Here is a 22175-nt window from a genome sequence, read left to right as displayed (position 1 = left end):
GTTTCAGCCGTCCAGCAAACCGGCGAAATGCATCGCCGCCTTGATCGCCTCGCGGGTCTTGTCGGTGGAGGGAACGAGCGGCAACCGCACCTCTTCGCGCGCCTTGCCGAGGAAGGACAGGCCGGTCTTGGCGCCGGTGACGCCGGCTTCCATGAACGTGGCGCCGTGCAGCGGCACGAGCCTGTCCTGGATCGACAGCGCCTTGGCGAAGTCGCCCGCCGCCGCCGCGTTCATCAATTGCGCGCATAAAGCCGGGGCGATGTTGGAGACGACCGAGATGCAGCCATGGCCGCCGGCGGCGAGGCTGGCGAGCGCCGTCATGTCCTCGGCGGAGAACTGGATGAAATCCGGTCCGAGCGCGGCGCGCTGGAGCGAGACGCGGGCGAGATTGCCGGTGGCGTCCTTGACGGCGACAATGTTGCGCAACTCGTCGCGGCAGCGCTTCATCGTGTCGACGGACATGTCGATCACCGAGCGCGGCGGAATGTTGTAGATCACGATCGGCAGGCCCACCGCGTCGTCGATCGCCTTGAAATGCTGGAACAAGCCCTCCTGGTTGGGCTTGTTGTAATAGGGCGTGACGACCAGGATGGCGTCGGCGCCGGCCTTTTCCGCATGGCGGGCGAGATCGACGGCTTCCGCCGTATTGTTGGAGCCGGCGCCGGCGATCACGGGAACGCGGCCCGCCGCCTGCGCCACCGCCACTTCCACCACCTGCTTGTGCTCCTCGTGCGAGAGCGTCGGCGACTCCCCGGTGGTGCCGACCGGGACGAGGCCGTGGATGCCGCTGTCGATCTGCCAGTCGATCAGGGCGCGAAAGGCGGCTTCGTCGAAGGCGCCGTCCTTGAAGGGCGTCACCAGCGCCGTCATCCATCCACGCAGAACACTCGCCTTGGTCATGATCACGTCCCTGTGAACGGCGCCTCATCCGCGCCGCTTTTCGTCGTTAAAGGCTTGTCATAGACCGTGAGCGTCCCGGCGAAAAGGGGGCGCGCCGTCTTAAGACTTCGTTAACCTCGCGCGCGCAGGCTGCGCCACAAGGAGCGGCGCAACCCATGCGAAACGCGCAAGTCTGGAAATTGACGGCTCTGTCGACGGCGGCCTTTTTGGTGGGCGCGGCTGTTCCCTCTCTGCTGACCATCGTGCTGCGCAAGCCGGCGCAGGTCGCCCACGCGCCTCAAAGTGCGACGCCCTCGAACGCCCCTGTCGCCGCGCCCGAACAAAACGCGCCGGCCGTGGTGGAGGCGTCTGCCTCGGACGCCGCGCCGATCCAGGTCATTCCAGCCGCCGCGGGCGAGCCGAGCCATGATCTCGCCGGCGTGACCCCGGCCTTGCGCGCCTATCATGACGGCGACCGCGTCGCCGGCGACGCCGCGCTCGCCACCCGCGATCCGCTGGTCCGCGCCGCCGTCGAATGGGTTTTCCTGCGCACGAAACCCGCCGAGGCCGGGCTGACCCGTCACCGCGATTTTCTCAATGCCCATCCCGACTGGCCTTCCGCCGCTTTGCGCCGCCATGCCGAGGAGCTGGCCGGCGCGGAAGACATCAATCCAGAGCGGGCCAGGGCCTATCTCGCCGCTTATCCCTCCACCGGCCCAGTGGGCGATCTCGCCATGGCGCTGCTTCAGGACCAGGGCGGGGCGGAGCTTGGGCGAAAACTCTGGCGCACCGCCGATCTGACGCCGGCGCTGGAGAAGCGTTTGTTGAAGCGTTTTGGAGCGGCGCTGACCCACGAGGATCATCTCTACCGCGCCGGACGCATGTGGCTGCGCGACCAAAAGGCCGCGGCGAGCCGCGCGGCCGTTCTCTCCGGCAAGTCGGGCGAGGCGGTTTTACACGCGGCCGCCGACATTGCGGGCGGGGCGGCGTCGTCGAAGGCCGCCGCGAAAATCGCCGAAAGCGACCGCAACGATCCCATTCTGCTGTTCGCGCGCGTCCATGCTTTGCGGAAAGCGGAGAAAATCACCGAGGCCTCAAAGCTGCTGCGCGCCGTTCCCCGCGACGCCGAGGCGCGCAGCGGCGACGACTGGTGGATCGAACGCCGGCTGTTGTCGCGAAAATTTTTGGACGCCAAGGATTTCAGGGGCGCCTACGAGATCGCGGCGGCGCATGCCGCCAGCGGCGACGAGGCGCGGCTGGAGGCCGAATTCCACGCCGGCTGGATCGCTTTGCGCTTCCTTGACGATCCCGCGCTGGCGGCGCCGCATTTCGACGCCATGGCGAAAATCGCCCGCACGCCCTCGAGCATCGCCCGCGCCGCCTATTGGCGCGGCCGCGTCGAAGAGGCGCGCGGCGGCGACGCCCGGCCGCTGTTCGCCCGCGCGGCCGGCGAGAGCGAGACCTATTACGGCCAGCTGGCGCGCGCCCGTTTCGGCGAGGAGCCGCTCGCGCTGGCGATCCCGCTCGAGCCGCCGGTCGGCGAGGCCCGCGCCGAGCCGGTGCGCGCCGCCGAACTGCTGTTCGCCATCGGCGAAAAGGACGCGGCGCGGCAGCTCGCCCTTGAAGCCAGCGCCAGCCTGCCTGCCGAGCAGATGGCCGCCCTGGCCAAAATCCTGGACGCGCAGGTCGACCCGAACTTGGCCCTGCTCGCCGGAAAGTCCGCCCTGAGCCGGGGCGTCAAGCTGCCGACGCTGGCGTGGCCGACCAATGGCGCGCCCGATTTTCGACCGCTGGCGGAAAAATCCGCGCCGCGCGCCACCGTGCTCGCCATCGCGCGGCAGGAGAGCGCCTTCAAGGCCACCGCCCGTTCCGGCGTCGGCGCCATGGGTCTGATGCAGATGATGGAGCCGACCGCGCGCGGCGCCGCCAAGCGCGCCGGAATCACCTATGACGAAGGCAAACTGCGCGGCGACGCCACGTTCAGCGCCCAGCTCGGCGCCTTTCACCTCGGCGAGCTGCTGGCGGAGTACAAGGGCTCGCATATTCTGGCGTTTGCCGCCTATAACGCCGGCGGCGGCAATGTCGCGCAATGGATGAGCGCCTATGGCGACCCTCGCGCGGACAATGTCGATCCGGTGGACTGGGTCGAGCGCATCCCGTTCACGGAAACGCGCAATTACGTGCAGCGCGTGGTGGAGAACCTGCACATGTACCGCGCTCTGCTCGGCGAGCGCGCCCATCTTTACAGCGCCGACCTGCGGCAGAAGGTGGCGTCAAGCCAGTAAGGCGAGGCCGAGTCTCTCGAAACGAGCAAGCGCGTCATGCATTCGTCGCTTGCGTGAGTCCTGGATTGCTTCGCTTTGCTCGCAGTGACGGTGGAATGGCGCGGGTTCAAGTCTGCGCGGGTTCAGACCGACAGGACGAAATCTTCAAATCCGTGACGATCTGCTGGAACACCGCATCGAACATCTGTGACGTCAGCACGCCCGTATTGGTATTGTAGCGGGAGCAGTGATAGCTGTCGTAGAGCGTCAGCCCGTTGGCGAGAGGATGCGCCGCGCCATGGGCGAAGGGGGCGTCCTTGGCGCGCAGGCCCAGGGCCTTCACCGCGCTGTCATGCGAAATGCGGCCGAGGCAGAGCAGGGCGCGCAGGGCGGGCATGGCGGCGATTTCCTGCGACAGGAAGCAACGGCAGGTTGCAATCTCCTGCGGCGTCGGCTTGTTTTGAGGGGGAACGCAGCGAACCGCGTTTGAAATCCTGCAATGAGACAGTTGCAATCCGTCCCGCGAATTCGCGCCATAAACGCCCGACGCGAAGCCGAATTTCAGCAGCGCCGCGTAAAGCAGATCGCCAGCGTAGTCTCCGGTGAACGGGCGTCCGGTGAAATTGGCGCCACGCAATCCGGGCGCGAGACCGATGATGAGCAGGGGGGCGGCGAGGTCGCCAAAACTGGGCACGGGCGCGTTAAAACCGTCCGGCAGCAGACGCTTGTTTTCAAAACGAAATCCCGCGAGGCGCGGGCAAAGCGGACAATCGAAATTTGGCGAGGCGGGCGGAGTCAGGGACATGGGCCCGCCTTCGCAAGATGTGGCTCAAAAACGACCGATCATTCTTCGGTCGTCTCTTCCTGGTGCGCGTGCGTCGGAATCGGCGCGGCCGGACGGCGCTCCTGGAAGCGCTGCATGCGGTCGGTGCGTTCGGTGGGGTCGCGGCCGATCTTGTTGGCGAGATGGACGAGATCGACGAATTCGTCGGCCTGGCGGCGCAGCTCGTCAGCGACCATCGGCGGCTGCGTGGTGATGGTGGAGTGCACGGAGACGCGCACGCCCTTGCGCTGCACGGCCTCGACCAGCGAGCGGAAGTCGCCGTCGCCGGAGAACAGCACCATGTGGTCGATGTGGTCGGCCATTTCCATGGCGTCGACGGCGAGCTCGATGTCCATGTTGCCCTTGACCTTGCGGCGGCCCAGAGCATCTACGAATTCCTTCGCGGGCTTGGTCACCACGGCGTAGCCGTTGTAGTCGAGCCAGTCGATCAGCGGGCGAATGGAGGAATATTCCTGATCCTCCACCAAGGCGGTGTAGTAGAAGGCGCGCAACAGGCGACCCTTGCCCTGGAACTCCTTCAGCAGGCGTTTGTAATCTATGTCAAACCCCAAGGATTTTGCGGTCGCGTACAGATTCGCGCCGTCAATAAACAGGGCGATGCGTTCTGGGTCAGCCATTATAGAATTCCGTTTCCTATTCATAAGTTTGTGCCGTTGCCGGCAGGAGATCGTCACCTGCTGGGCCGTGACTACTGCAAATCGCGAAAAAAGCAAACTGTCAAAAGATCCTCAGCGCCAAAGAATCGAAGGGCTTGAGGCCACAAGCGGCATCGTCGTTCGCGCCGACGCGGCCCATTCCAGCTATTGATGCAATCTGGCGCAAGCACGGCGTCTGCGCCAGACCTGTTGAGTGCGATAAGGAACAAAAAAGTCCGAATTGTGGTTCCATGGCAAGAGGAATTGTTACAAATTCGACATATTTGTAGCATTTGCTCCATGAAGCCGTCGGTTGCGGCGGGGCGTCGCACCGGGCTTCGATAAAACTTGCTTTCCCGTCCTTCCCACACTAACAGGAACGATGAGTCCCCATTTTACCTTTGCCTTAGGAGCGCCAGCATGGCTCGCGTCACTGTCGAGGACTGTATCGACAAGGTCGACAACCGATTTGATCTCGTTTTGCTCGCCAGCCACCGCGCCCGGATGATCTCGTCCGGCGCGCAGATCAGCGTGCCCAGGGATAATGACAAAAATCCGGTCGTCGCGCTTCGGGAAATTGCGGATTCGACCATAGCTCCCGAAGATTTGAAGGAAGACTTCATCCACTCGTTGCAGAAGCACGTCGAAGTCGACGAGCCCGAGGCGGAGGTGGTGCCGGCGCTGGTCACGCCGTCGAGCGATCTCGCCGGCGACGTGCAGTTCGACCGCATGACCGAGGAAGATCTTTTGCGCGGACTCGAAGGCCTGGTGCCGCCCGCCGAAACCGACGACGACTCGGAATAGGCTTTCGTCGGGAACGGACAGATTTGGCGGAGATCGCGCGCGGTCTCCGCTTTTTTGTTGCGCCCACCGCATTGCGGTCGCTACCATTTGGGAATTCCCGGAGAATTTCCCCGAAATGATGCGTCAGTACGAACTCGTCGACCGCGTGCGCAAATACAATCCCGGCGCCAACGAGGATCTGCTGAATCGCGCCTATGTTTACGCCATGCGCGCCCATGGCGCGCAGACCCGCGCCTCCGGCGACCCCTATTTCACCCATCCCCTCGAAGTCGCGGCCATCCTCACGGAGATGAAGCTCGACGACGCCACCATCGTCGCCGCCGTGCTGCATGACACGATCGAGGACACCGCCGCCACGCGCGCCGAGATCGACGATATTTTCGGCCCGGAAATCGGCGCGCTGGTCGATGGCCTGACCAAGCTCAAAAAACTCGACCTCGTGTCGAAAAAAGCCGAGCAGGCGGAAAATTTTCGAAAACTGCTGCTGGCGATCGCCGAGGACGTGCGCGTGCTGCTGGTCAAGCTCGCGGACCGGCTGCACAACATGCGCACGCTGCATTTCGTCAAGCCGGAGAAGCGCGCGCGCATCGCCCAGGAGACGCTGGACATCTATGCGCCGCTCGCGGGCCGCATGGGCATGCAGGTGATGCGCGACGAGCTGGAAAACCTGTCGTTCAAGCATCTCAACCCCGAAGCCTTCGCCCTGGTCTCGACCCGGCTCGCGGATTTGCGCAGCGAACACAGCGAGCTGATCGGCGCCATCGAGGCGGAGCTGTCCGAGGAATTGCGCAAGCGCGGCATCAAGGCGGTGGTGCGCGGACGGCAGAAACAGCCCTATTCCGTGTGGTCGAAGATGGAGCGCAAGTCCGTCGCCTTCGAGCAATTGTCCGACATTTTCGGCTTTCGCGTCGTCGTCGACGAAGTCGAGGACTGCTATCGGGTGATCGGCGTGGTTCACACCAAGTGGCCGATGGTGCCCGGCCGCTTCAAGGACTATATTTCGACGCCGAAGCAGAACGATTACCGCTCGATCCACACCACCGTGGTCGGCCCCGGGCGCCAGCGCGTCGAATTGCAGGTGCGCACCCACGGAATGCACAACATCGCCCGCAACGGCATCGCGGCCCATGCGCTTTACAAGGACGGGGTGGCCCCGGCGCTGTCGCAGGAGAGCAGCGCCTACCAGTGGCTGAAGCGCACCATCGACATGCTGGCGGAAGGCGACAGTCCCGAGGAGTTTCTGGAGCACACGCGCCTGGAGCTGTTCCATGACCAGGTGTTCTGCTTCACCCCCAACGGCCGCCTGATCGCTTTGCCGCGTGGGGCGACGCCGATCGATTTCGCCTATGCGGTCCACACCAGCGTCGGCAATTCGGCCGTGGGCGTGAAGATCAACGGACGGCTGGCGCCGCTGCTCGCGCCTTTGTCCAATGGCGACGAGGTCGAGATCATCCGCGCCGAAAGCCAGACCCCTCCGGCCGCCTGGGAGAGCATAGCCGTGACCGGCAAGGCGCGAGCCGCCATTCGCCGCGCCTCGCGCGAGGCGGTGCGCGCGCAATATGCCGGGCTCGGCCGCCAGATCGTTTTACGCGCTTTCGAAAGGGCCGGAAAGCCGTTCTCCGACGACAAGCTCAAGTTGGCGCTGCCTCGGCTTGCGCGGCAAAACATCGAGGATGTGCTGGCGGCGGTCGGACGCGGCGAAATGTTTTCGGGCGACGTGGTCAAGGCGGTCCATCCCGACTTCAAGGAGGAGCGCAAGGCGGCGGCGGGGCGCCGGCCCGATCCAGGCTGGTTCAAGATGCAGAAGGCTTCGGGCATGCAGTTCAAGTCGCCGGGCGCGGGCGGTTCGGCGCTGCCGATCCGGGGCCTGCGCGGCGACCTGCCGGTGAGTTTCGCGCCCGATGGCGGCGCGGTGCCCGGCGACCGCATCGTCGGCATCCTCACGCCGGGCGAGGGCGTGACCATCTATCCGATCCAGGCCTCGGCGCTGGAGCAATTCGACGATCAGCCGGAGCGCTGGCTCGACGTGCGCTGGGACATGGAGGGGGCGCCGGAGCTGTTCCCGGCGAAAATCGTCGTCGCCGCCATCAACGAGCCGGGGAGTCTCGGCGCGGTCGCCAATCTGATCGGCGAGACCGGCGCCAATATCGACGAGGTCACCTTCAACAAGATCTCCCCGGATTTCCGCGAGATGACGTTTGAAGTCGAGGTGTTCGACCTCAAACATCTGACCGACATCATCACGCGCATTCGGGCGCTGCCCATGGTCAACCGGGTCGAGCGGGTGATCGGCTAGAGCTTTTTCACGTTTCATGGAAATATGAAAAAGCTCTAGAGTCTTGTTTTGACGCATTTTCTTCACGCGAACCGGCATCCGCTTCGCTTGAAAATGCTCTAGCGATCAAGTCTCCGGGGCGCGGCGGGCGTTGGCTTGCGTCCTCAGAGCCGAGAGGGCGCTCAAGCCCCGGGCGACGCGCCCGTCGTCGTCGACGACAGCGGCTTGCTCCGGCTTGTTGGTCTTCAGCGCAAAAATCTCGGCGGGTTTCACCTCCAGGGCGCGGCAGAATGCGGCCAGGATCTGAGCTGGAACGCGTTCCTGCCCGTCCTCGAAGCGCAGCAGGCGGGCGGGGGGCGCGCCGATGCGGGCGGCGAGCTCGGAAAGGCTCAACCGGGCTTGAAACCGTTTTTCTCTCAATCTTGCGCCAACAAGAAGATCGATATCGCTCATGGCTGGGCTCAACTCAATGGATTGCTTGAATTTGAAGCAATTAAACACGTTTATACCTGAACGGCTGCTGAACGTGGAGGAGTTCATATAAAACGTCAACTTGCGGTCATTACCTAAGGTTAAGTCTGCGTCCGCGCGCGCCACAAGACCCTTGCATCCGCCGTCGCGAAATGGCGCGGTGTCGATCCGGCCGGGTCGTCTTATGACGAGGGAGGCGCATCCAGGAAAGCAAGGCACGATGACGGCGCGAAAAATTCCGCTGGGCGTGAATGTCGATCACGTCGCCACCTTGCGCAACGCGAGGGGCGGTTTCGTCCCCGATCCGCTGCGCGCGGCCGAAATGGCGCTGGCGGCCGTCGCCGACGGGATCACGGCGCATCGGCGCGAGGATCGCCGCCACATTGTCGACGAGGACATGCGCCGTTTGCGCGAATTGCCGGCGCCGCTCAATTTCGAGATGGCGGCGACCGAGCAGATGCTCGACATCGCTTTGCGCACGAAACCGCACGCCTGCTGCCTGGCGCCGGAAAAGCGCACGGAGCGCATCACCGAGGGCGGCTCGACGTCATCGGCGGCAAGAAGCCTCTGATTCCCTTCGTCAACGAGCTGAATCGCGAGGGCGTGCGCGTGTCGCTGTTCGTTGAGCCGTCAATCGCGGCGCTGGAGGCGGCTGTCGAGATCAGGGCGCCGGTGGTGGAGCTGCACACCACACCGGCGGCTGGCGCCACGCGGCGGACGTGGGCGACGTAGACAGGGATTAAGCCGAGAGATGACGTTTAAGGTCGAAGTGTTCGACCTTAAGCATCTGAGCGACATCATCGCGCGCATTCGGGCGCTGCCCATGGTCAACCGGGTCGAGCGGGTGATCGGGTAGCGCAGCCCGCGCCCACCAGCGGCGAAGGCGTTGCAGATGAAAATCGGCAAGAGAGAGCAAATTGCGCAAGAGGATCGCATGCGACAATTGCCTCGGCATGTTATCTCCGGGCGCCCCGAGCCTGGATCTTCCGTTCGAAGATGGCTACATGCCGCCGCCAAGCAACATGGCTGTTTGCCTTTCTTGCATGGAGCGGCTCCGCAACTTGGGCGGGGATGGATCAATCATTCATGATCGCATTTCCACCGATTTAAACAGATACCCAAACGCTCAAGCCTTTCGCCAATGTCCACCTGGATCGCGGCAAGCCTGTCATGCCGCATGACCATGTCTTCCGCGCGGGCGAGGTGTTCAGGCGATCCCGCCTTGGCTGTTGCGGGCGCGTGAGCATCCGCGTCGCGCGCGCCGCGACGCCCAGGGCCGTCGCTGCTCAACGGGAGTTCGAAGAGATAGTGAGGGGACACGTTGAGGATGCGGCAAAGTTGATTGACGGTTTTAGCCGGAATTCGCTCTTTGCCGCTCTCGTATAGAAGAAGTTGGGCGGCGTTCGTGTCGATGAGAGAAGCGACAGATCCGAGCGTCAAGCCCGCCTGAAACCGCGCCGCCCTCACTCGGGCGCCGACGTGCAAATCAATAGAGTTCATCGTCTCGCACTCAATGGCTAGAGCGACGGCGCGGAATGAATGACGCAGCGATCCTTCGGGGAGACCGAGTTAGCAGACAATTCTGGCCGGTCGCCAGTCCAAATATTGGCGCGTCTATTTCGCCGCGTCGACTAAAATGAAATTGCGCTTTCATTATATATTAGCTTTGCTGATCGGCAAGTGCGTACTTTACGTAATTGAATGCGTCCGTACTCCAACCGGCGCCAGCTCGATAGCGCGTCTTCAAGAGCGATGGCCGCCCGTGCGGGTCCGGGGAGGCTCGAGGTGTGAAGGCCGCGTGCGGGAATCGCGCCTGGCGCGTTGTCGATCCGCTCGGTCCGTCCTATGACAACGCGATATGGACCAGGGGTGAAAGGGGTGGCGATGAGCGCGCGAAAAATTCGGCTGGGCGTGAATGTCGATCACGTCGCCACCTTGCGCAACGCGAGGGGCGGTTTCGTTCCCGATCCGGTTCGCGCGGCCGAAATGGCGCTGGCGGCCGGCGCCGACGGGATCACGGCGCATCTGCGCGAGGATCGCCGCCACATTGTCGACGAGGACATGCGCCGGCTGCGCGAACTCCCGGCGCCGCTCAATTTCGAGATGGCGGCGACCGAGCAGATGCTCGACATCGCTTTGCGCACAAAACCGCACGCCTGCTGCCTGGTGCCGGAAAAGCGCACGGAGCGCACCACCGAGGGCGGGCTCGACGTCATCGGCGGCAAAAAGCATCTGATTCCCTTCGTCGACGAGCTGAATCGCGAGGGCGTGCGCGTGTCCCTGTTCGTCGAGCCCTCGATCGCGGCGCTGGAGGCGGCTGTCGAGATCAGGGCGCCCGTGGTGGAGCTGCACACCGGCGCCTGGTGTCATGCGCTGATGCTGGGGGAAACCGACAAGGCGCAAGCCGAATTTGACCGGCTGCGCGCGGCCGCCGCGGCCTGCGAAAGGCTGGGCCTGGAATGCCACGCCGGCCACGGACTCGATTTCGACAGCGCCAGAACCATCGCCGCTTTGCCGCAGATCGCCGAACTGAACATCGGCCATTTCCTGATCGGCGAAGCGGTGTTCATCGGGCTCGACGCCTCGATCCGGCGGATGATCGCGGCCATCGCGCAAGGGGTTGAAGGAGCGCGGGGCGTATGATTTTGGGACTGGGCGTCGATCTCTGCGACATCAGGCGGATCGAGCGCACGCTGGAAAAATACGGCGATCGCTTCGCCCGCCGCTGCTTCACCGAGATCGAACGCGAAAAAGCCGACGGGCGGGCGCGGCGCGCGGAAACCTACGCCAAGCGATTCGCCGCCAAGGAGGCCTGCGCCAAGGCTTTGGGCACGGGACTCGCGCGCGGCGTCTGGTTCCATGACATCGGCGTCGTCAATGACGCGGCCGGCAAGCCCGGGGTGGTGCTCACCGGCGCGGCGGCGGCGCTGCTCGCCGATATGTGCGCGCGGCTGGCGCCGCCCGGCGCGACGCCCTATATCCATCTGACGCTGACCGACGAATACCCATACGCGCAGGCGCAGGTTCTGATCGAGGCGCGCTGAGCCGGCTTGCGCGGCGCCATGGGCGCTTGCGTTTCCGCACGAAAACCCGCAATACCGGCGAGAAAGCATCAATACGGGCGGAGCCATGACTGACGCAAAGAAGAAAGAGGGACTCGGCGAAACCATCGTCGTGATCCTGGAGGCGCTGGCCATCGCGCTGGTGGTGCGCACCTTCCTGTTCCAGCCCTTCAACATTCCCTCGGGCTCGATGATTCCGACCCTGGAGATCGGCGACTACCTGTTCGTGTCGAAATACGCCTATGGCTATTCCCGCTATTCCGTGCCCTTCGGTCCGCCGCTGTTCAATGGCCGCGTGCTCTCGTCGCCGCCCAAGCGCGGCGATGTCGTGGTGTTCAAACTGCCGCGCGACAATGAGACCGACTACATCAAGCGCGTGATCGGCCTGCCCGGCGAAAAGATCGAGATCAAGAAGGGGCGGCTCTACATCAACGACGAACTCGTGCCGCGCGAGCCGGTCGACAAGGTGCAGACCGAAGACCTCTATGGCCATTTCGGCCCCGTGCCGACCTACAAGGAGACGCTGCCCGGCGGCGTCTCGCATACGATCATCGAAATCCAGGGCGACGACGGTTTTAACGACAACGCCGGCCCGTTCGTGGTGCCGCCGAACCACTATTTCATGATGGGCGACAATCGCGACAATTCCACGGATTCGCGCGTGCCGCCGGACCAGGGCGGCGTCGGCTATGTGCCATTCGAAAATCTCGAGGGCCGCGCCGAAGTGACCTTCTTCTCGGTGGGCGACGGGGCCGCGGCTTATGAATTCTGGCGCTGGCCTTGGACCCTGCGGGTGAACCGGATGTTCCACGCGGTCAGATGAGCAAAGGCAAGGATTTGTCCGAACTTGAGGCGCGCATCGGCTATGAATTCGCCGATGCGTCGCATCTCACCCGCGCCCTCACCCACATCAGCGCCTTGGCGCCGTCGCCGTCGGTGCGCCGCACCGATTCTTACCAGCGGCTGGAGTTTTTGGGCGATCGCGTTCTCGGCCTCGCCGTCGCCGGGATGCTCTGCGCGAACTTTCCCGACGCGGAGGAGGGGGAGCTGTCGCGCCGCCTCGCCGTGCTGGTGCGCAAGGAGACCTGCGCCGACATCGCCCGCGAATGGGGCGCCGGCGATTTCCTGCGGTTGGGCGACGGCGAGGCGCAAAGCGGCGGCAAGAAGAAGTCGGCGCTGCTTGGCGACATCTGCGAGTCCATCATCGGCGCGGTCTATCTCGACGGCGGTTTTGACGCCGCGCAGGCGCTGGTGGAGCGGGCGTTTCTCGAAAAGATGCGCAACCCCACGCGCCCCTTGCGCGACCCCAAGACCATGTTGCAGGAATGGGCACAGGCGCGCGGCCTGACGCCGCCGCTTTACAAGCTCTCGGCGCGCTCTGGGCCGGATCACGCGCCGCAGTTCATCATTGAAGTGGTCATCCCCGGTTTCGACTCCGTCGAGGCGCGGGGCGGATCGAAACGCGCCGCCGAACAGGCGGCGGCCCAATCTTTCCTCGCCCGCGAAGGCGTGACGGACCCGACATGACGGAAACACGTTGCGGCTTCGCCGCGCTGATCGGCGCTCCCAACGCCGGAAAATCGACCCTGTTGAACCAGCTGGTCGGCGCCAAGGTGTCGATCGTCTCGCGAAAAGTGCAGACGACGCGGGCGCTGGTGCGCGGCATCGCGCTGCAGGAGCAGACGCAAATCATCTTTGTCGATACGCCCGGCATTTTCGCGCCCAAGCGGCGGCTCGACCGCGCCATGGTGACGTCCGCCTGGGGCGGCGCGGGGGATGCCGATGTCGTCTGCCTGCTCATCGACGCGCGAAAGGGTTTTGACGAGGAGAACGAGGCGATCTTTGCCCGTCTCGCGCAGATCAAGGCGCCGAAAATCCTGGTGCTGAACAAGATCGACACCATCGCCCATGAAAAGTTGTTGGGATTGGCCGCCGATCTGAACGCCAAGGCCGAATTCATCGAAACCTTCATGATTTCAGCGCTCAAGGGCCACGGCTGCGAGACGTTTTTGCGCAAGCTGACGGCGCTGATGCCGGAGGGGCCGTGGCTCTATCCCGAAGATCAGGTTTCGGACGCGCCGCTGCGGTCGCTGGCGGCGGAAATCACCCGCGAAAAACTGTTCGAGCGCCTGCATGACGAACTGCCGTACCAGTCCACGGTCGAGACCGAGCTGTGGAAGGATCAGCCGGACGGCTCCGCGCGCGTGGAGCAGACGATTTATGTGACCCGCGAGGGCCAGAAGAAGATCGTCATCGGCGAGGGCGGCAAGACCATCAAGAGCATCGGGTCCGCCGCGCGCAAAGAGATCATGGAAGCGGCGGAACAGAAGGTCCACCTGTTCCTGTTTGTCAAAGTGCGCGAGAACTGGGGCGACGACCCCGAGCGTTACCGGGAAATGGGGCTGGAGTTTCCGAAGAAATAGGCGCCCACGCACGTCATGCCCGGGCTTGTCCCGGGCATCCACGCCGACCCGCGAGGGCAAGTTTCTGCGACAGCTCGCGTTGCGGCGCCGCGTGGATGGCCGGGACAAGCCCGGCCATGACGGCTTCAGTTTTTCGGCCTCACAAAGAGGGGCGGGGACGGCGGCGGCAACATGGAATGGTCCGAACGCGCCCTTGTCCTGGGCGTGAAGAAACATGGCGAGACCAGCGTCATCCTTGAGGTGATGACGCGCGGCCATGGCCGCCATGTCGGCGTCGTCCGCTCGGGCCGTTCGAAAACCATGCAGCCGGTGCTGCAGGCCGGCAATGAAGTCGCCGTCACCTGGCGCGCGCGGCTGGAGGAGCATATCGGCGCCTTCGCCGTGGAGCCGCTCACCCTGCGCACGCATCTGCTGTTGGGCGATGTGCGCGCCCTGCATGGGGTGAACTGGCTGGGCGGGTTGCTGCGGCTGCTGCCCGAGCGCGATCCGCATCCAAACCTGTTCGAGATGGCCTCGGCGCTGCTCGTCCATTTGGGCGATCCGCTGGCGCCGAGCCTTTTCGTGCGCTTCGAACTCGCTTTGCTGGCGGAACTGGGATTCGGGCTCGATCTGGAAACCTGCGCGGCGACGGGCGCGACCGCCGACCTGATCTATGTCTCGCCGAAAAGCGGCCGCGCGGTCTGTCGCGAGGCCGGCGCGCCGTGGGCGACAAAACTGCTGCCGCTGCCGGGTTTCTTGCGCGGGGGCGTGGAGGCGCCGGCGTCCGTCGAGGATGTGCGCGCCGCCCTGCGTCTCACCGGCTTTTTCCTCGACCGCGATGTTTTCGCGCCGCGCGGGCTGACGCCGCCCGATTCGCGCGCCGCCTATCTCGCGACGCTCTGATACGGTTTCCGCAAGATCGCTTCGCGATCCGCGAAAACGAAATCGCGCGGAAATCCTTCAGGCGAAGCGCGGATGACCCGGCGAATCAAAAGCGGCCCCGGAGGGCCGCTCTTGACTGTCGTCGCGCGCCTCAATGGCAAACGCGGCGCTTTTCCTTGCGCGTGAGCGCGTAGCCTTCGTCCATCTCCACCTCGCGGTCCTCGCAGATCGAGGAGACGCTGGAGGAGTCGATCTGGACAGTTTGCTGCGCGTTGGGTTCAGCGGTCGCCGTGCGTTGCACGAGGAACGCCGCGCCGACTCCGACGCCAAACGCCAGCAGCACAACTGCCGGCGCAAGCGCTTGCGAAATTTTCATCTGGGCCTCTGCCGATACGCATACGGTCTGGCTTTATCGCCTTGAAGCGATGCTCAAAACGCTTCGCAACTGCGAAGCATCCGTTTTCTAATCGCCGCGCGTCGGCGAGGCTAGTGCGAAATCGCCACAATCCGGGAAAATTCCTGCAAAGGAACGAAGCACGAACTTGAACTGAGTCGGCGCCTGCTCTACAGGTCAAGAACGCAAAACCGCGTCCGCATGGGCGGCGCGAACCCAAACCTTACATGAATTCTGGAGCCTATGGCCCGCGCTCATCTTCCGCCTCCGGACGAGATCAACCAGCCCGTCAACCTGCGCGACGCGCTGGAAGAACGCTATCTCGCCTATGCGCTGTCCACCATCATGGGCCGCGCCCTGCCGGACGCCCGCGACGGCTTGAAACCCGTGCATCGCCGCATTCTCTACGGCATGCACATTCTGCGGCTGGACCCCGGCGCGTCCTTCAAGAAATGTGCGAAGATCGTCGGCGACGTCATGGGCTCGTTCCATCCCCATGGCGACCAGTCGATCTACGACGCCCTGGTGCGGCTCGCGCAGGATTTCTCCTCGCGTTTTCCTCTGGTCGACGGGCAGGGCAATTTCGGCAATATCGACGGCGACGGCGCCGCCGCCTATCGCTACACAGAAGCGCGCATGACGGAGGTCGCCCGGGCGCTGCTCGAAGGCATCGACGAAGACGCCGTCGATTTTCGCGACAATTATTCCGGCGACCTGAAGGAGCCGGTGGTGCTGCCGGCCGCTTTCCCAAACCTGCTCGCCAATGGCGCGCAGGGCATTGCGGTCGGCATGGCGACCTCGATCCCGCCGCACAATGTCTCCGAACTCCTGGATGCCGCGCTCTACCTCATCTCCAATCCCAAGGCGTCGGCGCGGGATTTGTGCACCTTCGTGCAGGGGCCGGATTTTCCCACCGGCGGCATCGTTGTCGATTCGCGCGACGCGATCATCGAGACTTATGCGAGCGGGCGCGGCTCGTTCCGCATCCGCTCGCGCTGGACCAAGGAGGAGGGGGCGAGGGGCGCCTGGAACGCGGTCGTCACCGAGATTCCCTATGGGGTGCAAAAATCGCGGCTGATCGAAAAGCTCGCCGAACTGGTCAATGAGAAGAAGCTGCCGCTGCTCGCCGACGTGCGCGACGAATCCACTGATGACGTGCGCATCGTGCTGGAGCCTCGGGCGCGCAACGTCGATGCTTCCGTGATGATGGAGAGCCTGTTCCGCATGAGCGAGCTGGAAAGCCGCTTTGCGATGAACATGAACGTGCTCGCTGACGGCGTGGTGCCCAAAGTGCTGTCGCTGCCGGAGGCTTTGCGGCAATGGCTCGACCATCGTCGCGACGTGCTGCTGCGCCGTTCGCGCTACAGGTTGGCGGAGATCGAGCGCCGGCTCGAAGTGCTCGCCGGCATGATCATCGCCTTCCTCAATCTCGACGAGGTGATCCGCATCATCCGCGAGGAGGACGAGCCCAAGGACGTGCTCAAGGCGCGCTTCGAACTCACCGACAACCAGGCGAACTATATTTTGGACACGCGGCTGCGGTCGCTGCGCCGCCTGGAAGAAATGCAGCTGCGTGGCGAACATGCGGAACTGACGCGCGAAAAGGGCGAGCTGGAACTGCTGGTCGGTGAGGAGGCGCGGCAGTGGAAGGCGATCGTCGCGCAGATTCGCGAGATGAAGAAGAAATGGGGGCCGCTCACCGCGCTGGGAAAACGGCGCACCACCTTTGAGGCGCCGCCGGCGGTGTCCGAAAATTTCGATCTCACCGATGTGTTGGTCGAGCGCGAGCCCATTACGGTTGTGGTGACGCAAAAGGGATGGATTCGGGCGCTCAAAGGGCAGGTGTCGGACCTCGCCAACCTGCAATACAAGGGCGACGATGCGCTGCATGTGGCGTTCTTCGCCGAGACGACATCGAAAATCATGGTGCTGGCGACCGACGGCAAGATTTTTACGCTCGACGCCTCAAAACTGCCGGGCGGGCGCGGGGCGGGCGAGCCGATTCGTCTGCTGGCGGAAATCGACGACGGCGAGGATGTCGCGAGCGTGTTCGTGCATCGGCCCAATGGCAAAATGCTGGTGGCGTCGAGCGACGGGCGCGGATTTGTCGCCACCGAAAACGACATGATCGCCAACACGCGAAAAGGCAAAATGTTGCTCAATGTCGAAGGGCCGGGCAAGGCGCGCTTCATCGTGCCGGTCGAGGGCGACACGGTGGCGGCGATCGGCGAGAATCGCAAATTGCTGTGTTTTCCGCTCGTCGAAATTCCGGAAATGACGCGCGGCAAAGGCGTGCGCCTGCAACGCTACAAGGATGGCGGCCTCTCGGACATCAAAACGTTTGCGCTGGACGCGGGGCTGTCGTGGACCGATTCCTCGGGGCGCGTCTATAATGTGGCGAAGGACGCGCTGACCGAGTGGCTGGGAACCCGCGCCGACGCCGGCCGCCTGCCGCCGAAGAATTTTCCACGGAACAATCGATTCGGGTGAGAAGGGAACTGGATCGAATTGCGCGTGAGTCGTGCGCCGACGGAGGCGACATGTGGACGCGCAATGCGTTCCTGTCCCCGGCCCTGTGATGTCAAGCGGGGACAGGAACGCATCGCGTCCCCTGGGGCGCGACAAGCCGGAAAGACCGGGCGCGCAATGCGATCCAGTCCCCTCGCGCTCATTCGCCGATGATCTTGATCAGCGCGCGCTTGCGGCGGCCGCCGTCGAACTCGCCGTAAAAAATCTGCTCCCACGGGCCGAAGTCGAGCTTGCCATTGGTGATGGCGACCACGACCTCGCGGCCCATCACCTGGCGCTTCATGTGGGCGTCGGCGTTGTCCTCGCCGGTGCGGTTGTGGTGGTAGCCGGAGACCGGCTCATGCGGCGCCAGTTTCTCCAGCCAGAGCTCGTAGTCGTGGTGCAGGCCGCTCTCGTCGTCGTTGATGAACACGCTCGCGGTGATGTGCATGGCGTTGACGAGGCACAGCCCCTCGCGCACGCCGGATTCGCGCAGCGCCGATTCGACCTGCGGGGTGATGTTGACAAAACCCCGGCGGCCCCGGACCTCGAACCAGAGTTCTTTTCGAAACGATTTCATGGCGTGCTCTCCTGTGCGCGCAACACGTCGGTCAGGGCAAAATCCTTGCCCACGTAGAGGAGGGCGCAGGCGTGGTTTTTCGCCAAGTCATAGGCGAAACAATCTCCATAATTGAGCGCGGCGGCGTGGAACCCCTTGCCCCAAAGCCGATAGGCTTCAGCCGCGCGATGCGCGACGGAGGCCGTGACATCGACAATGTCGAACGTCCAGAGTTCGAACATCTCTTGCATCTCATCGACCACCGCGCGGCGGTTAGCGACGATCAGCGCCTCCGCGACATTGGCCGCCGAGATCAGGCGGCGCGGCGCGCACGTGAGAATCGACGCGCATCGCTCCGATTCGGGTTCGTTCAAAACTATGGCGACAAGAGCGGACGTATCGACCGCGATCATTCCGGCAGACCGTCGTCGCCGTAAAGAAAATCCTGGCTGCGCGCGGCGCTGGGGCCAGGGAGCGCCTTCGCGGCGGCGCGGCGTTGCAAGTCCTTCAGTCGCGCTGCGCGCGTCTCCGCGGCGTCGGGCAGGGGGCGCACCGGCGTGAGTCGCACGGCGGGCGCGCCGTGGCGGGTCAGGATGATTTCCTCGCCCGATTCCGCGCGACGCACCAGTTCCGTCAGTTGCGCCTTGGCTTCCGACACGGCAATGCGCATGTCTTTTCTCCCAACACAACAAAATTAGTCCAGTCACAGGTTCGATTCAAGGCGAGCGGCGCAAGCGGAACGGGGGGAGATCCCGAGTTTTGCAGCGAAAAACGCAAATTTCATTTGACGTTTGCGACTCCGCCGCCTATACGACGGCCACTCAGACAGGCTGTAGCCCAGCATGTCTCCGGCGCCGCGCTGGAGACCCAGGCGGACTAAACGCTGTCGGACCAGCTTTTCGACTGAAGAGTCAATCGATCTCACGCGAGATCGTCCATCGACACGACTGGCGTTTATCCGCGTTGGTCCTCTGTCTTCGGAAGCGCCGGAGGCCGGATCATGGCCGAAGGCGTTTATGCGTTTCGCTATTGGCTGAAGAGTCCTTCGAGGAGTCCAAGGTCGGTCGCGGGGCGAGGCGGAGCGCAAGTTTCGCCTTGTTCACCAGTTCAACTATTTCGTCCGGAAAGGCGAAGGATGCCCACTATTTCCCAGTTGATCCGCAAGCCGCGGCAACCGAAAACCTATCGCGAAAAGGCCCGCCATCTGCAGGCCTCGCCGCAGAAGCGTGGCGTGTGCACCCGCGTCTACACCACCACGCCGAAGAAGCCGAACTCGGCGCTCCGCAAGGTGGCCAAGGTTCGCCTGACCAACGGTTTTGAGGTCATCGGCTACATTCCGGGCGAAGGCCACAACCTTCAGGAACACTCCGTGGTGATGATCCGCGGCGGCCGCGTCAAGGATCTTCCCGGCGTGCGCTACCACATCCTGCGCGGCGTGCTCGACACCCAGGGCGTCAAGGACCGCAAGCAGCGTCGTTCGAAATACGGCGCGAAGCGTCCGAAGTAAGATTTAGGAGCGGATATGTCTCGTCGTCACAGCGCGGAAAAGCGCGAAGTCATCCCGGACGCCAAGTTCGGCGACGTCATCGTCGCCAAGTTCATGAACTCGATCATGTACGACGGCAAGAAGTCGGCCGCCGAACAGATCGTCTATGGCGCCTTCGACATCATCGAAGCCAAGGCCAAGGTCGAGCCGCTCGGCGTGTTCAAGCAGGCGCTTGAAAACGTCGCTCCGGCCATCGAGGTGCGCTCCCGCCGCGTCGGCGGCGCCACCTACCAGGTGCCCGTCGAAGTCCGCATGGAGCGCCGCCAGGCCCTCGCCATCCGCTGGCTGATCACGGCCGCGCGCGGCCGTAACGACAAGACCATGATCGAGCGCCTTTCGGCCGAATTGCTCGACGCCTCGAACAACCGCGGCGCCGCCGTGAAGAAGCGTGAAGACACGCACCGGATGGCGGAAGCCAACCGCGCCTTCTCGCATTACCGCTGGTAAGCCAAAGTTTAGGAAAGCTCGACCATGCCGCGCAGTCATCCGATCGAAGACTACCGTAACTTCGGCATCATGGCCCACATCGATGCGGGCAAGACCACGACGACCGAACGTATCCTGTACTACTCCGGAAAGTCGCACAAGATTGGCGAAGTCCACGAGGGCGCCGCCACCATGGACTGGATGGAGCAGGAGCAGGAACGCGGGATCACGATCACCTCGGCTGCGACCACCACCTTCTGGAACGGCAAGCGCCTGAACATCATCGACACCCCCGGGCACGTCGACTTCACCATTGAAGTCGAACGCTCCCTGCGCGTGCTCGACGGCGCGGTCTGCGTGCTCGACGGCAACCAGGGCGTGGAGCCGCAGACGGAAACCGTCTGGCGTCAGGCCGACAAATACGCCGTGCCGCGCATCTGCTTCGTCAACAAGATGGACAAGATCGGCGCCGATTTCTACAAATGCGTCGATGACATCAAGACCCGCGTCGGCGGCCGTCCGGTCTGCGTGCAACTGCCGATCGGTTCGGAATCCAACTTCCAGGGCATCATCGATCTCGTCCGCATGAAGGCGGTGGTTTGGGACAACGAAGGTCTCGGCGCCAAATATCATGACGAAGAGATTCCCGAGGATCTCAAGGACAAGGCGCTCGAATACCGCCAGCTGCTGATCGAAGCCGCCGTCGAAATGGACGACGACGTGATGGCGGCCTATCTCGACGGCGAAGAGCCTGACGAGGCCACGCTGCATCGTCTGATCCGCGCGGCCGTGCGCAAGATCGCCTTCCATCCGGTGTTCTGCGGCTCCGCCTTCAAGAACAAGGGCGTGCAGCCCCTGCTCGACGCCGTGGTGCACTACCTGCCGTCCCCGATCGACCGCGAGGCGATCAAGGGCGTCAACATGGACACCGGCGAGGAAATGGTCCGCAATCCCGTGGATTCCGAACCCTTCTCCATGCTCGCGTTCAAGATCATGGACGACAAGTTCGTCGGCACCATCACCTTCTGCCGTGTTTATTCGGGCAAGGTGGAATCCGGCACGACCGTCCTGAACTCGACCAAGGACAAGAAAGAGCGCGTCGGTCGCATGTTGCTCATGCACGCCAACGACCGCGAAGACATCAAGGAAGCCTATGCCGGCGACATCGTCGCGCTGGCCGGCCTGAAGGACACCCGCACCGGCGACACGCTGTGCGACACGCTGAAGCCCGTCATCCTGGAGCGCATGGAATTCCCCGATCCGGTCATCGAGATCGCGATCGAGCCGAAGTCCAAGGCCGACCAGGAGAAGCTCGGCATCGCCCTGCAGAAGCTTGCGGCGGAGGATCCGTCCTTCCGCGTGTCGACCGATCAGGAATCCGGCCAGACCATTCTCAAGGGCATGGGCGAACTCCATCTCGACATCAAGGTCGACATTCTCAAGCGCACCTACATGGTCGACGCCAATATCGGCGCGCCGCAGGTGGCTTATCGCGAGAAGCTGACCAAGCGCGTCGAGATCGACTACACCCACAAGAAGCAGACCGGCGGCACGGGCCAGTTCGCCCGCGTCAAGATCATCTTCGAGCCGAATGAGCAGGGCGCCGGCAATTCGTTCGAGAGCCAGATCGTCGGCGGCGCGGTGCCGAAGGAATATATCCCCGGCGTCGACAAGGGCATCCAGTCGGTGATGGGCGCCGGCATCCTCGCGGGCTTCCCCGTCGTGGACGTCAAGGCCACGCTGATCGACGGCGCCTTCCATGACGTCGACTCCTCGGTGCTCGCCTTCGAAATCGCCTCGCGCGCCGCTATGCGCGAAGCGCTCCAGAAGGGCGGCTCCGTGCTGCTCGAGCCGATCATGAAGGTCGAAGTGGTGACCCCGGAAGACTATACCGGCTCGGTCATCGGCGACCTGAACTCGCGGCGCGGTCAGATCCAGGGCCAGGACATGCGCGGCAACGCCAATGTCATCAACGCCATGGTGCCGCTCGCCAATATGTTCGGCTACGTCAACCAGCTGCGGTCCTTCACGCAAGGGCGCGCCAACTTCACCATGCAGTTCGACCACTACGAGCAGGTGCCGGCCAACGAGGCCGCCAAGGTTCAGGCGAAATACGCCTGAGGCATCTGACAACCATTAAGGAGATTGGCCATGGCCAAGGAAAAATTTACGCGTAGCAAGCCGCACTGCAACATCGGCACCATCGGTCACGTCGACCACGGCA

Annotated in this window: 23 protein-coding genes and 1 pseudogene; 15 read left to right on the top strand and 9 right to left on the bottom strand. The window is 63.7% G+C overall.

Annotated features, from left to right (window positions below):
- Positions 1-3 precede the first annotated feature (3 nt).
- Positions 4-900 carry a 4-hydroxy-tetrahydrodipicolinate synthase gene (gene dapA, locus GJ654_RS07655; protein ID WP_155445564.1) on the bottom strand — a complete coding sequence of 299 codons (897 nt, stop codon included), beginning with the start codon at positions 898-900 and terminating at the stop codon, positions 4-6.
- Between the two features lie 155 nt (positions 901-1055).
- On the opposite strand from dapA, the gene GJ654_RS07650 reads away from it, so the two are divergent.
- On the top strand, positions 1056-3164 hold the full coding sequence (locus tag GJ654_RS07650) for a lytic transglycosylase domain-containing protein (RefSeq protein WP_155445563.1): 2109 nt from the start codon (positions 1056-1058) through the stop codon (positions 3162-3164).
- A 106-nt stretch (positions 3165-3270) separates the two neighbouring features.
- Here the strand turns inward: GJ654_RS07650 and GJ654_RS07645 are convergent, their stop codons facing one another.
- Together GJ654_RS07645 and GJ654_RS07640 are read right to left on the bottom strand one after the other, a co-directional pair.
- Positions 3271-3948, bottom strand: a complete 678-nt coding sequence (locus GJ654_RS07645) for a uracil-DNA glycosylase (protein ID WP_155445562.1) — start codon at positions 3946-3948, stop codon at positions 3271-3273.
- A gap of 38 nt (positions 3949-3986) precedes the next feature.
- The gene (locus GJ654_RS07640; RefSeq protein ID WP_155445561.1) at positions 3987-4604 is read right to left on the bottom strand and encodes an NYN domain-containing protein; all 618 of its coding nucleotides are present in this window, start codon (positions 4602-4604) and stop codon (positions 3987-3989) included.
- A 438-nt stretch (positions 4605-5042) separates the two neighbouring features.
- Between GJ654_RS07640 and rpoZ the strand changes: the two genes are divergently transcribed.
- Together rpoZ and GJ654_RS07630 are read left to right on the top strand one after the other, a co-directional pair.
- Positions 5043-5426 (top strand): DNA-directed RNA polymerase subunit omega, encoded by a 384-nt coding sequence (gene rpoZ, locus GJ654_RS07635; RefSeq protein ID WP_155445560.1) that lies wholly within the window; start codon positions 5043-5045, stop codon positions 5424-5426.
- A 115-nt stretch (positions 5427-5541) separates the two neighbouring features.
- Positions 5542-7722, top strand: a complete 2181-nt coding sequence (locus GJ654_RS07630; RefSeq protein WP_155445559.1) for a RelA/SpoT family protein — start codon at positions 5542-5544, stop codon at positions 7720-7722.
- Between the two features lie 105 nt (positions 7723-7827).
- On the opposite strand, the gene GJ654_RS07625 is transcribed toward GJ654_RS07630, so the two are convergent.
- Positions 7828-8298: a helix-turn-helix domain-containing protein gene (locus GJ654_RS07625; RefSeq protein ID WP_155445558.1), complete on the bottom strand. Its 471-nt coding sequence runs from the start codon at positions 8296-8298 to the stop codon at positions 7828-7830.
- A gap of 94 nt (positions 8299-8392) precedes the next feature.
- On the opposite strand from GJ654_RS07625, the pseudogene GJ654_RS07620 reads away from it, so the two are divergent.
- Positions 8393-8862, top strand: a pseudogene (locus tag GJ654_RS07620) (pyridoxine 5'-phosphate synthase); the annotation flags it as partial.
- Between the two features lie 61 nt (positions 8863-8923).
- Entirely contained in the window at positions 8924-9028 is a 105-nt protein-coding gene (locus GJ654_RS21425; RefSeq protein ID WP_155445557.1) for an ACT domain-containing protein, read from the top strand.
- A gap of 224 nt (positions 9029-9252) precedes the next feature.
- Here the strand turns inward: GJ654_RS21425 and GJ654_RS07610 are convergent, their stop codons facing one another.
- Entirely contained in the window at positions 9253-9672 is a 420-nt protein-coding gene (locus GJ654_RS07610) for a helix-turn-helix domain-containing protein (RefSeq protein ID WP_155445556.1), read from the bottom strand.
- Between the two features lie 384 nt (positions 9673-10056).
- On the opposite strand from GJ654_RS07610, the gene GJ654_RS07605 reads away from it, so the two are divergent.
- The 6 genes from GJ654_RS07605 (at position 10057) to recO (ending at position 14539) form a co-directional block, all read left to right on the top strand.
- Positions 10057-10815 (top strand): pyridoxine 5'-phosphate synthase, encoded by a 759-nt coding sequence (locus GJ654_RS07605; RefSeq protein ID WP_155445555.1) that lies wholly within the window; start codon positions 10057-10059, stop codon positions 10813-10815.
- Positions 10812-11216 (top strand): holo-ACP synthase, encoded by a 405-nt coding sequence (gene acpS, locus GJ654_RS07600; protein WP_155445554.1) that lies wholly within the window; start codon positions 10812-10814, stop codon positions 11214-11216. Before GJ654_RS07605 ends, acpS begins: the two co-directional genes overlap by 4 nt.
- An 85-nt stretch (positions 11217-11301) precedes the next feature.
- Positions 11302-12057, top strand: a complete 756-nt coding sequence (gene lepB, locus GJ654_RS07595) for a signal peptidase I (protein WP_155445553.1) — start codon at positions 11302-11304, stop codon at positions 12055-12057.
- Positions 12054-12761, top strand: a complete 708-nt coding sequence (gene rnc / locus GJ654_RS07590) for a ribonuclease III (RefSeq protein WP_155445552.1) — start codon at positions 12054-12056, stop codon at positions 12759-12761. The genes lepB and rnc overlap by 4 nt, the downstream gene beginning before the upstream one ends.
- Positions 12758-13657: a GTPase Era gene (gene era / locus GJ654_RS07585; protein WP_155445551.1), complete on the top strand. Its 900-nt coding sequence runs from the start codon at positions 12758-12760 to the stop codon at positions 13655-13657. The genes rnc and era overlap by 4 nt, the downstream gene beginning before the upstream one ends.
- Positions 13658-13828: 171 nt before the next feature.
- The gene (gene recO / locus GJ654_RS07580) at positions 13829-14539 is read left to right on the top strand and encodes a DNA repair protein RecO (protein WP_155445550.1); all 711 of its coding nucleotides are present in this window, start codon (positions 13829-13831) and stop codon (positions 14537-14539) included.
- Between the two features lie 130 nt (positions 14540-14669).
- Here the strand turns inward: recO and GJ654_RS07575 are convergent, their stop codons facing one another.
- Positions 14670-14894, bottom strand: a complete 225-nt coding sequence (locus tag GJ654_RS07575; RefSeq protein ID WP_155445549.1) for a hypothetical protein — start codon at positions 14892-14894, stop codon at positions 14670-14672.
- Between the two features lie 261 nt (positions 14895-15155).
- On the opposite strand from GJ654_RS07575, the gene parC reads away from it, so the two are divergent.
- Positions 15156-17402: a DNA topoisomerase IV subunit A gene (parC, locus tag GJ654_RS07570; protein ID WP_155445548.1), complete on the top strand. Its 2247-nt coding sequence runs from the start codon at positions 15156-15158 to the stop codon at positions 17400-17402.
- 178 nt (positions 17403-17580) lie between these two features.
- Here the strand turns inward: parC and GJ654_RS07565 are convergent, their stop codons facing one another.
- From GJ654_RS07565 to GJ654_RS07555, 3 genes are read right to left on the bottom strand one after another with little or no spacing between them, the layout of a single operon-like run.
- Positions 17581-18000, bottom strand: coding sequence for a secondary thiamine-phosphate synthase enzyme YjbQ (locus tag GJ654_RS07565; protein ID WP_155445547.1), 420 nt, complete (start codon positions 17998-18000; stop codon positions 17581-17583).
- The gene (locus GJ654_RS07560) at positions 17997-18392 is read right to left on the bottom strand and encodes a type II toxin-antitoxin system VapC family toxin (RefSeq protein ID WP_155445546.1); all 396 of its coding nucleotides are present in this window, start codon (positions 18390-18392) and stop codon (positions 17997-17999) included. The genes GJ654_RS07565 and GJ654_RS07560 overlap by 4 nt, the downstream gene beginning before the upstream one ends.
- Positions 18389-18649, bottom strand: a complete 261-nt coding sequence (locus tag GJ654_RS07555; RefSeq protein WP_155445545.1) for a type II toxin-antitoxin system Phd/YefM family antitoxin — start codon at positions 18647-18649, stop codon at positions 18389-18391. Before GJ654_RS07555 ends, GJ654_RS07560 begins: the two co-directional genes overlap by 4 nt.
- Before the next feature lie 465 nt (positions 18650-19114).
- On the opposite strand from GJ654_RS07555, the gene rpsL reads away from it, so the two are divergent.
- From rpsL to fusA, 3 genes are read left to right on the top strand one after another with little or no spacing between them, the layout of a single operon-like run.
- Entirely contained in the window at positions 19115-19486 is a 372-nt protein-coding gene (gene rpsL / locus GJ654_RS07550; protein ID WP_088520448.1) for a 30S ribosomal protein S12, read from the top strand.
- 15 nt (positions 19487-19501) lie between these two features.
- Positions 19502-19972 (top strand): 30S ribosomal protein S7, encoded by a 471-nt coding sequence (gene rpsG, locus GJ654_RS07545; RefSeq protein WP_155445544.1) that lies wholly within the window; start codon positions 19502-19504, stop codon positions 19970-19972.
- 24 nt (positions 19973-19996) lie between these two features.
- A complete protein-coding gene (gene fusA / locus GJ654_RS07540) occupies positions 19997-22072 on the top strand; it encodes an elongation factor G (RefSeq protein WP_155445543.1) in 2076 nt (691 codons plus the stop codon).
- Positions 22073-22175 lie beyond the last annotated feature (103 nt).

The organism is Rhodoblastus acidophilus (assembly GCF_009720655.1).
GTDB classification, from domain to species: domain Bacteria; phylum Pseudomonadota; class Alphaproteobacteria; order Rhizobiales; family Beijerinckiaceae; genus Rhodoblastus; species Rhodoblastus acidophilus_A.
This window is presented reverse-complemented; position numbering and strand designations above follow the sequence as displayed.

Coding starts and splice junctions, on each gene's coding strand:
- dapA (WP_155445564.1), bottom strand. CDS start 900: ATGACCAAGGCGAGTGTTCTGCGTGGATGGATGACGGCGCTGGTGACG.
- GJ654_RS07650 (WP_155445563.1), top strand. CDS start 1,056: ATGCGAAACGCGCAAGTCTGGAAATTGACGGCTCTGTCGACGGCGGCC.
- GJ654_RS07645 (WP_155445562.1), bottom strand. CDS start 3,948: ATGTCCCTGACTCCGCCCGCCTCGCCAAATTTCGATTGTCCGCTTTGC.
- GJ654_RS07640 (WP_155445561.1), bottom strand. CDS start 4,604: ATGGCTGACCCAGAACGCATCGCCCTGTTTATTGACGGCGCGAATCTG.
- rpoZ (WP_155445560.1), top strand. CDS start 5,043: ATGGCTCGCGTCACTGTCGAGGACTGTATCGACAAGGTCGACAACCGA.
- GJ654_RS07630 (WP_155445559.1), top strand. CDS start 5,542: ATGATGCGTCAGTACGAACTCGTCGACCGCGTGCGCAAATACAATCCC.
- GJ654_RS21425 (WP_155445557.1), top strand. CDS start 8,924: ATGACGTTTAAGGTCGAAGTGTTCGACCTTAAGCATCTGAGCGACATC.
- GJ654_RS07610 (WP_155445556.1), bottom strand. CDS start 9,672: ATGAACTCTATTGATTTGCACGTCGGCGCCCGAGTGAGGGCGGCGCGG.
- GJ654_RS07605 (WP_155445555.1), top strand. CDS start 10,057: ATGAGCGCGCGAAAAATTCGGCTGGGCGTGAATGTCGATCACGTCGCC.
- acpS (WP_155445554.1), top strand. CDS start 10,812: ATGATTTTGGGACTGGGCGTCGATCTCTGCGACATCAGGCGGATCGAG.
- lepB (WP_155445553.1), top strand. CDS start 11,302: ATGACTGACGCAAAGAAGAAAGAGGGACTCGGCGAAACCATCGTCGTG.
- rnc (WP_155445552.1), top strand. CDS start 12,054: ATGAGCAAAGGCAAGGATTTGTCCGAACTTGAGGCGCGCATCGGCTAT.
- era (WP_155445551.1), top strand. CDS start 12,758: ATGACGGAAACACGTTGCGGCTTCGCCGCGCTGATCGGCGCTCCCAAC.
- recO (WP_155445550.1), top strand. CDS start 13,829: ATGGAATGGTCCGAACGCGCCCTTGTCCTGGGCGTGAAGAAACATGGC.
- GJ654_RS07575 (WP_155445549.1), bottom strand. CDS start 14,894: ATGAAAATTTCGCAAGCGCTTGCGCCGGCAGTTGTGCTGCTGGCGTTT.
- parC (WP_155445548.1), top strand. CDS start 15,156: ATGGCCCGCGCTCATCTTCCGCCTCCGGACGAGATCAACCAGCCCGTC.
- GJ654_RS07565 (WP_155445547.1), bottom strand. CDS start 18,000: ATGAAATCGTTTCGAAAAGAACTCTGGTTCGAGGTCCGGGGCCGCCGG.
- GJ654_RS07560 (WP_155445546.1), bottom strand. CDS start 18,392: ATGATCGCGGTCGATACGTCCGCTCTTGTCGCCATAGTTTTGAACGAA.
- GJ654_RS07555 (WP_155445545.1), bottom strand. CDS start 18,649: ATGCGCATTGCCGTGTCGGAAGCCAAGGCGCAACTGACGGAACTGGTG.
- rpsL (WP_088520448.1), top strand. CDS start 19,115: ATGCCCACTATTTCCCAGTTGATCCGCAAGCCGCGGCAACCGAAAACC.
- rpsG (WP_155445544.1), top strand. CDS start 19,502: ATGTCTCGTCGTCACAGCGCGGAAAAGCGCGAAGTCATCCCGGACGCC.
- fusA (WP_155445543.1), top strand. CDS start 19,997: ATGCCGCGCAGTCATCCGATCGAAGACTACCGTAACTTCGGCATCATG.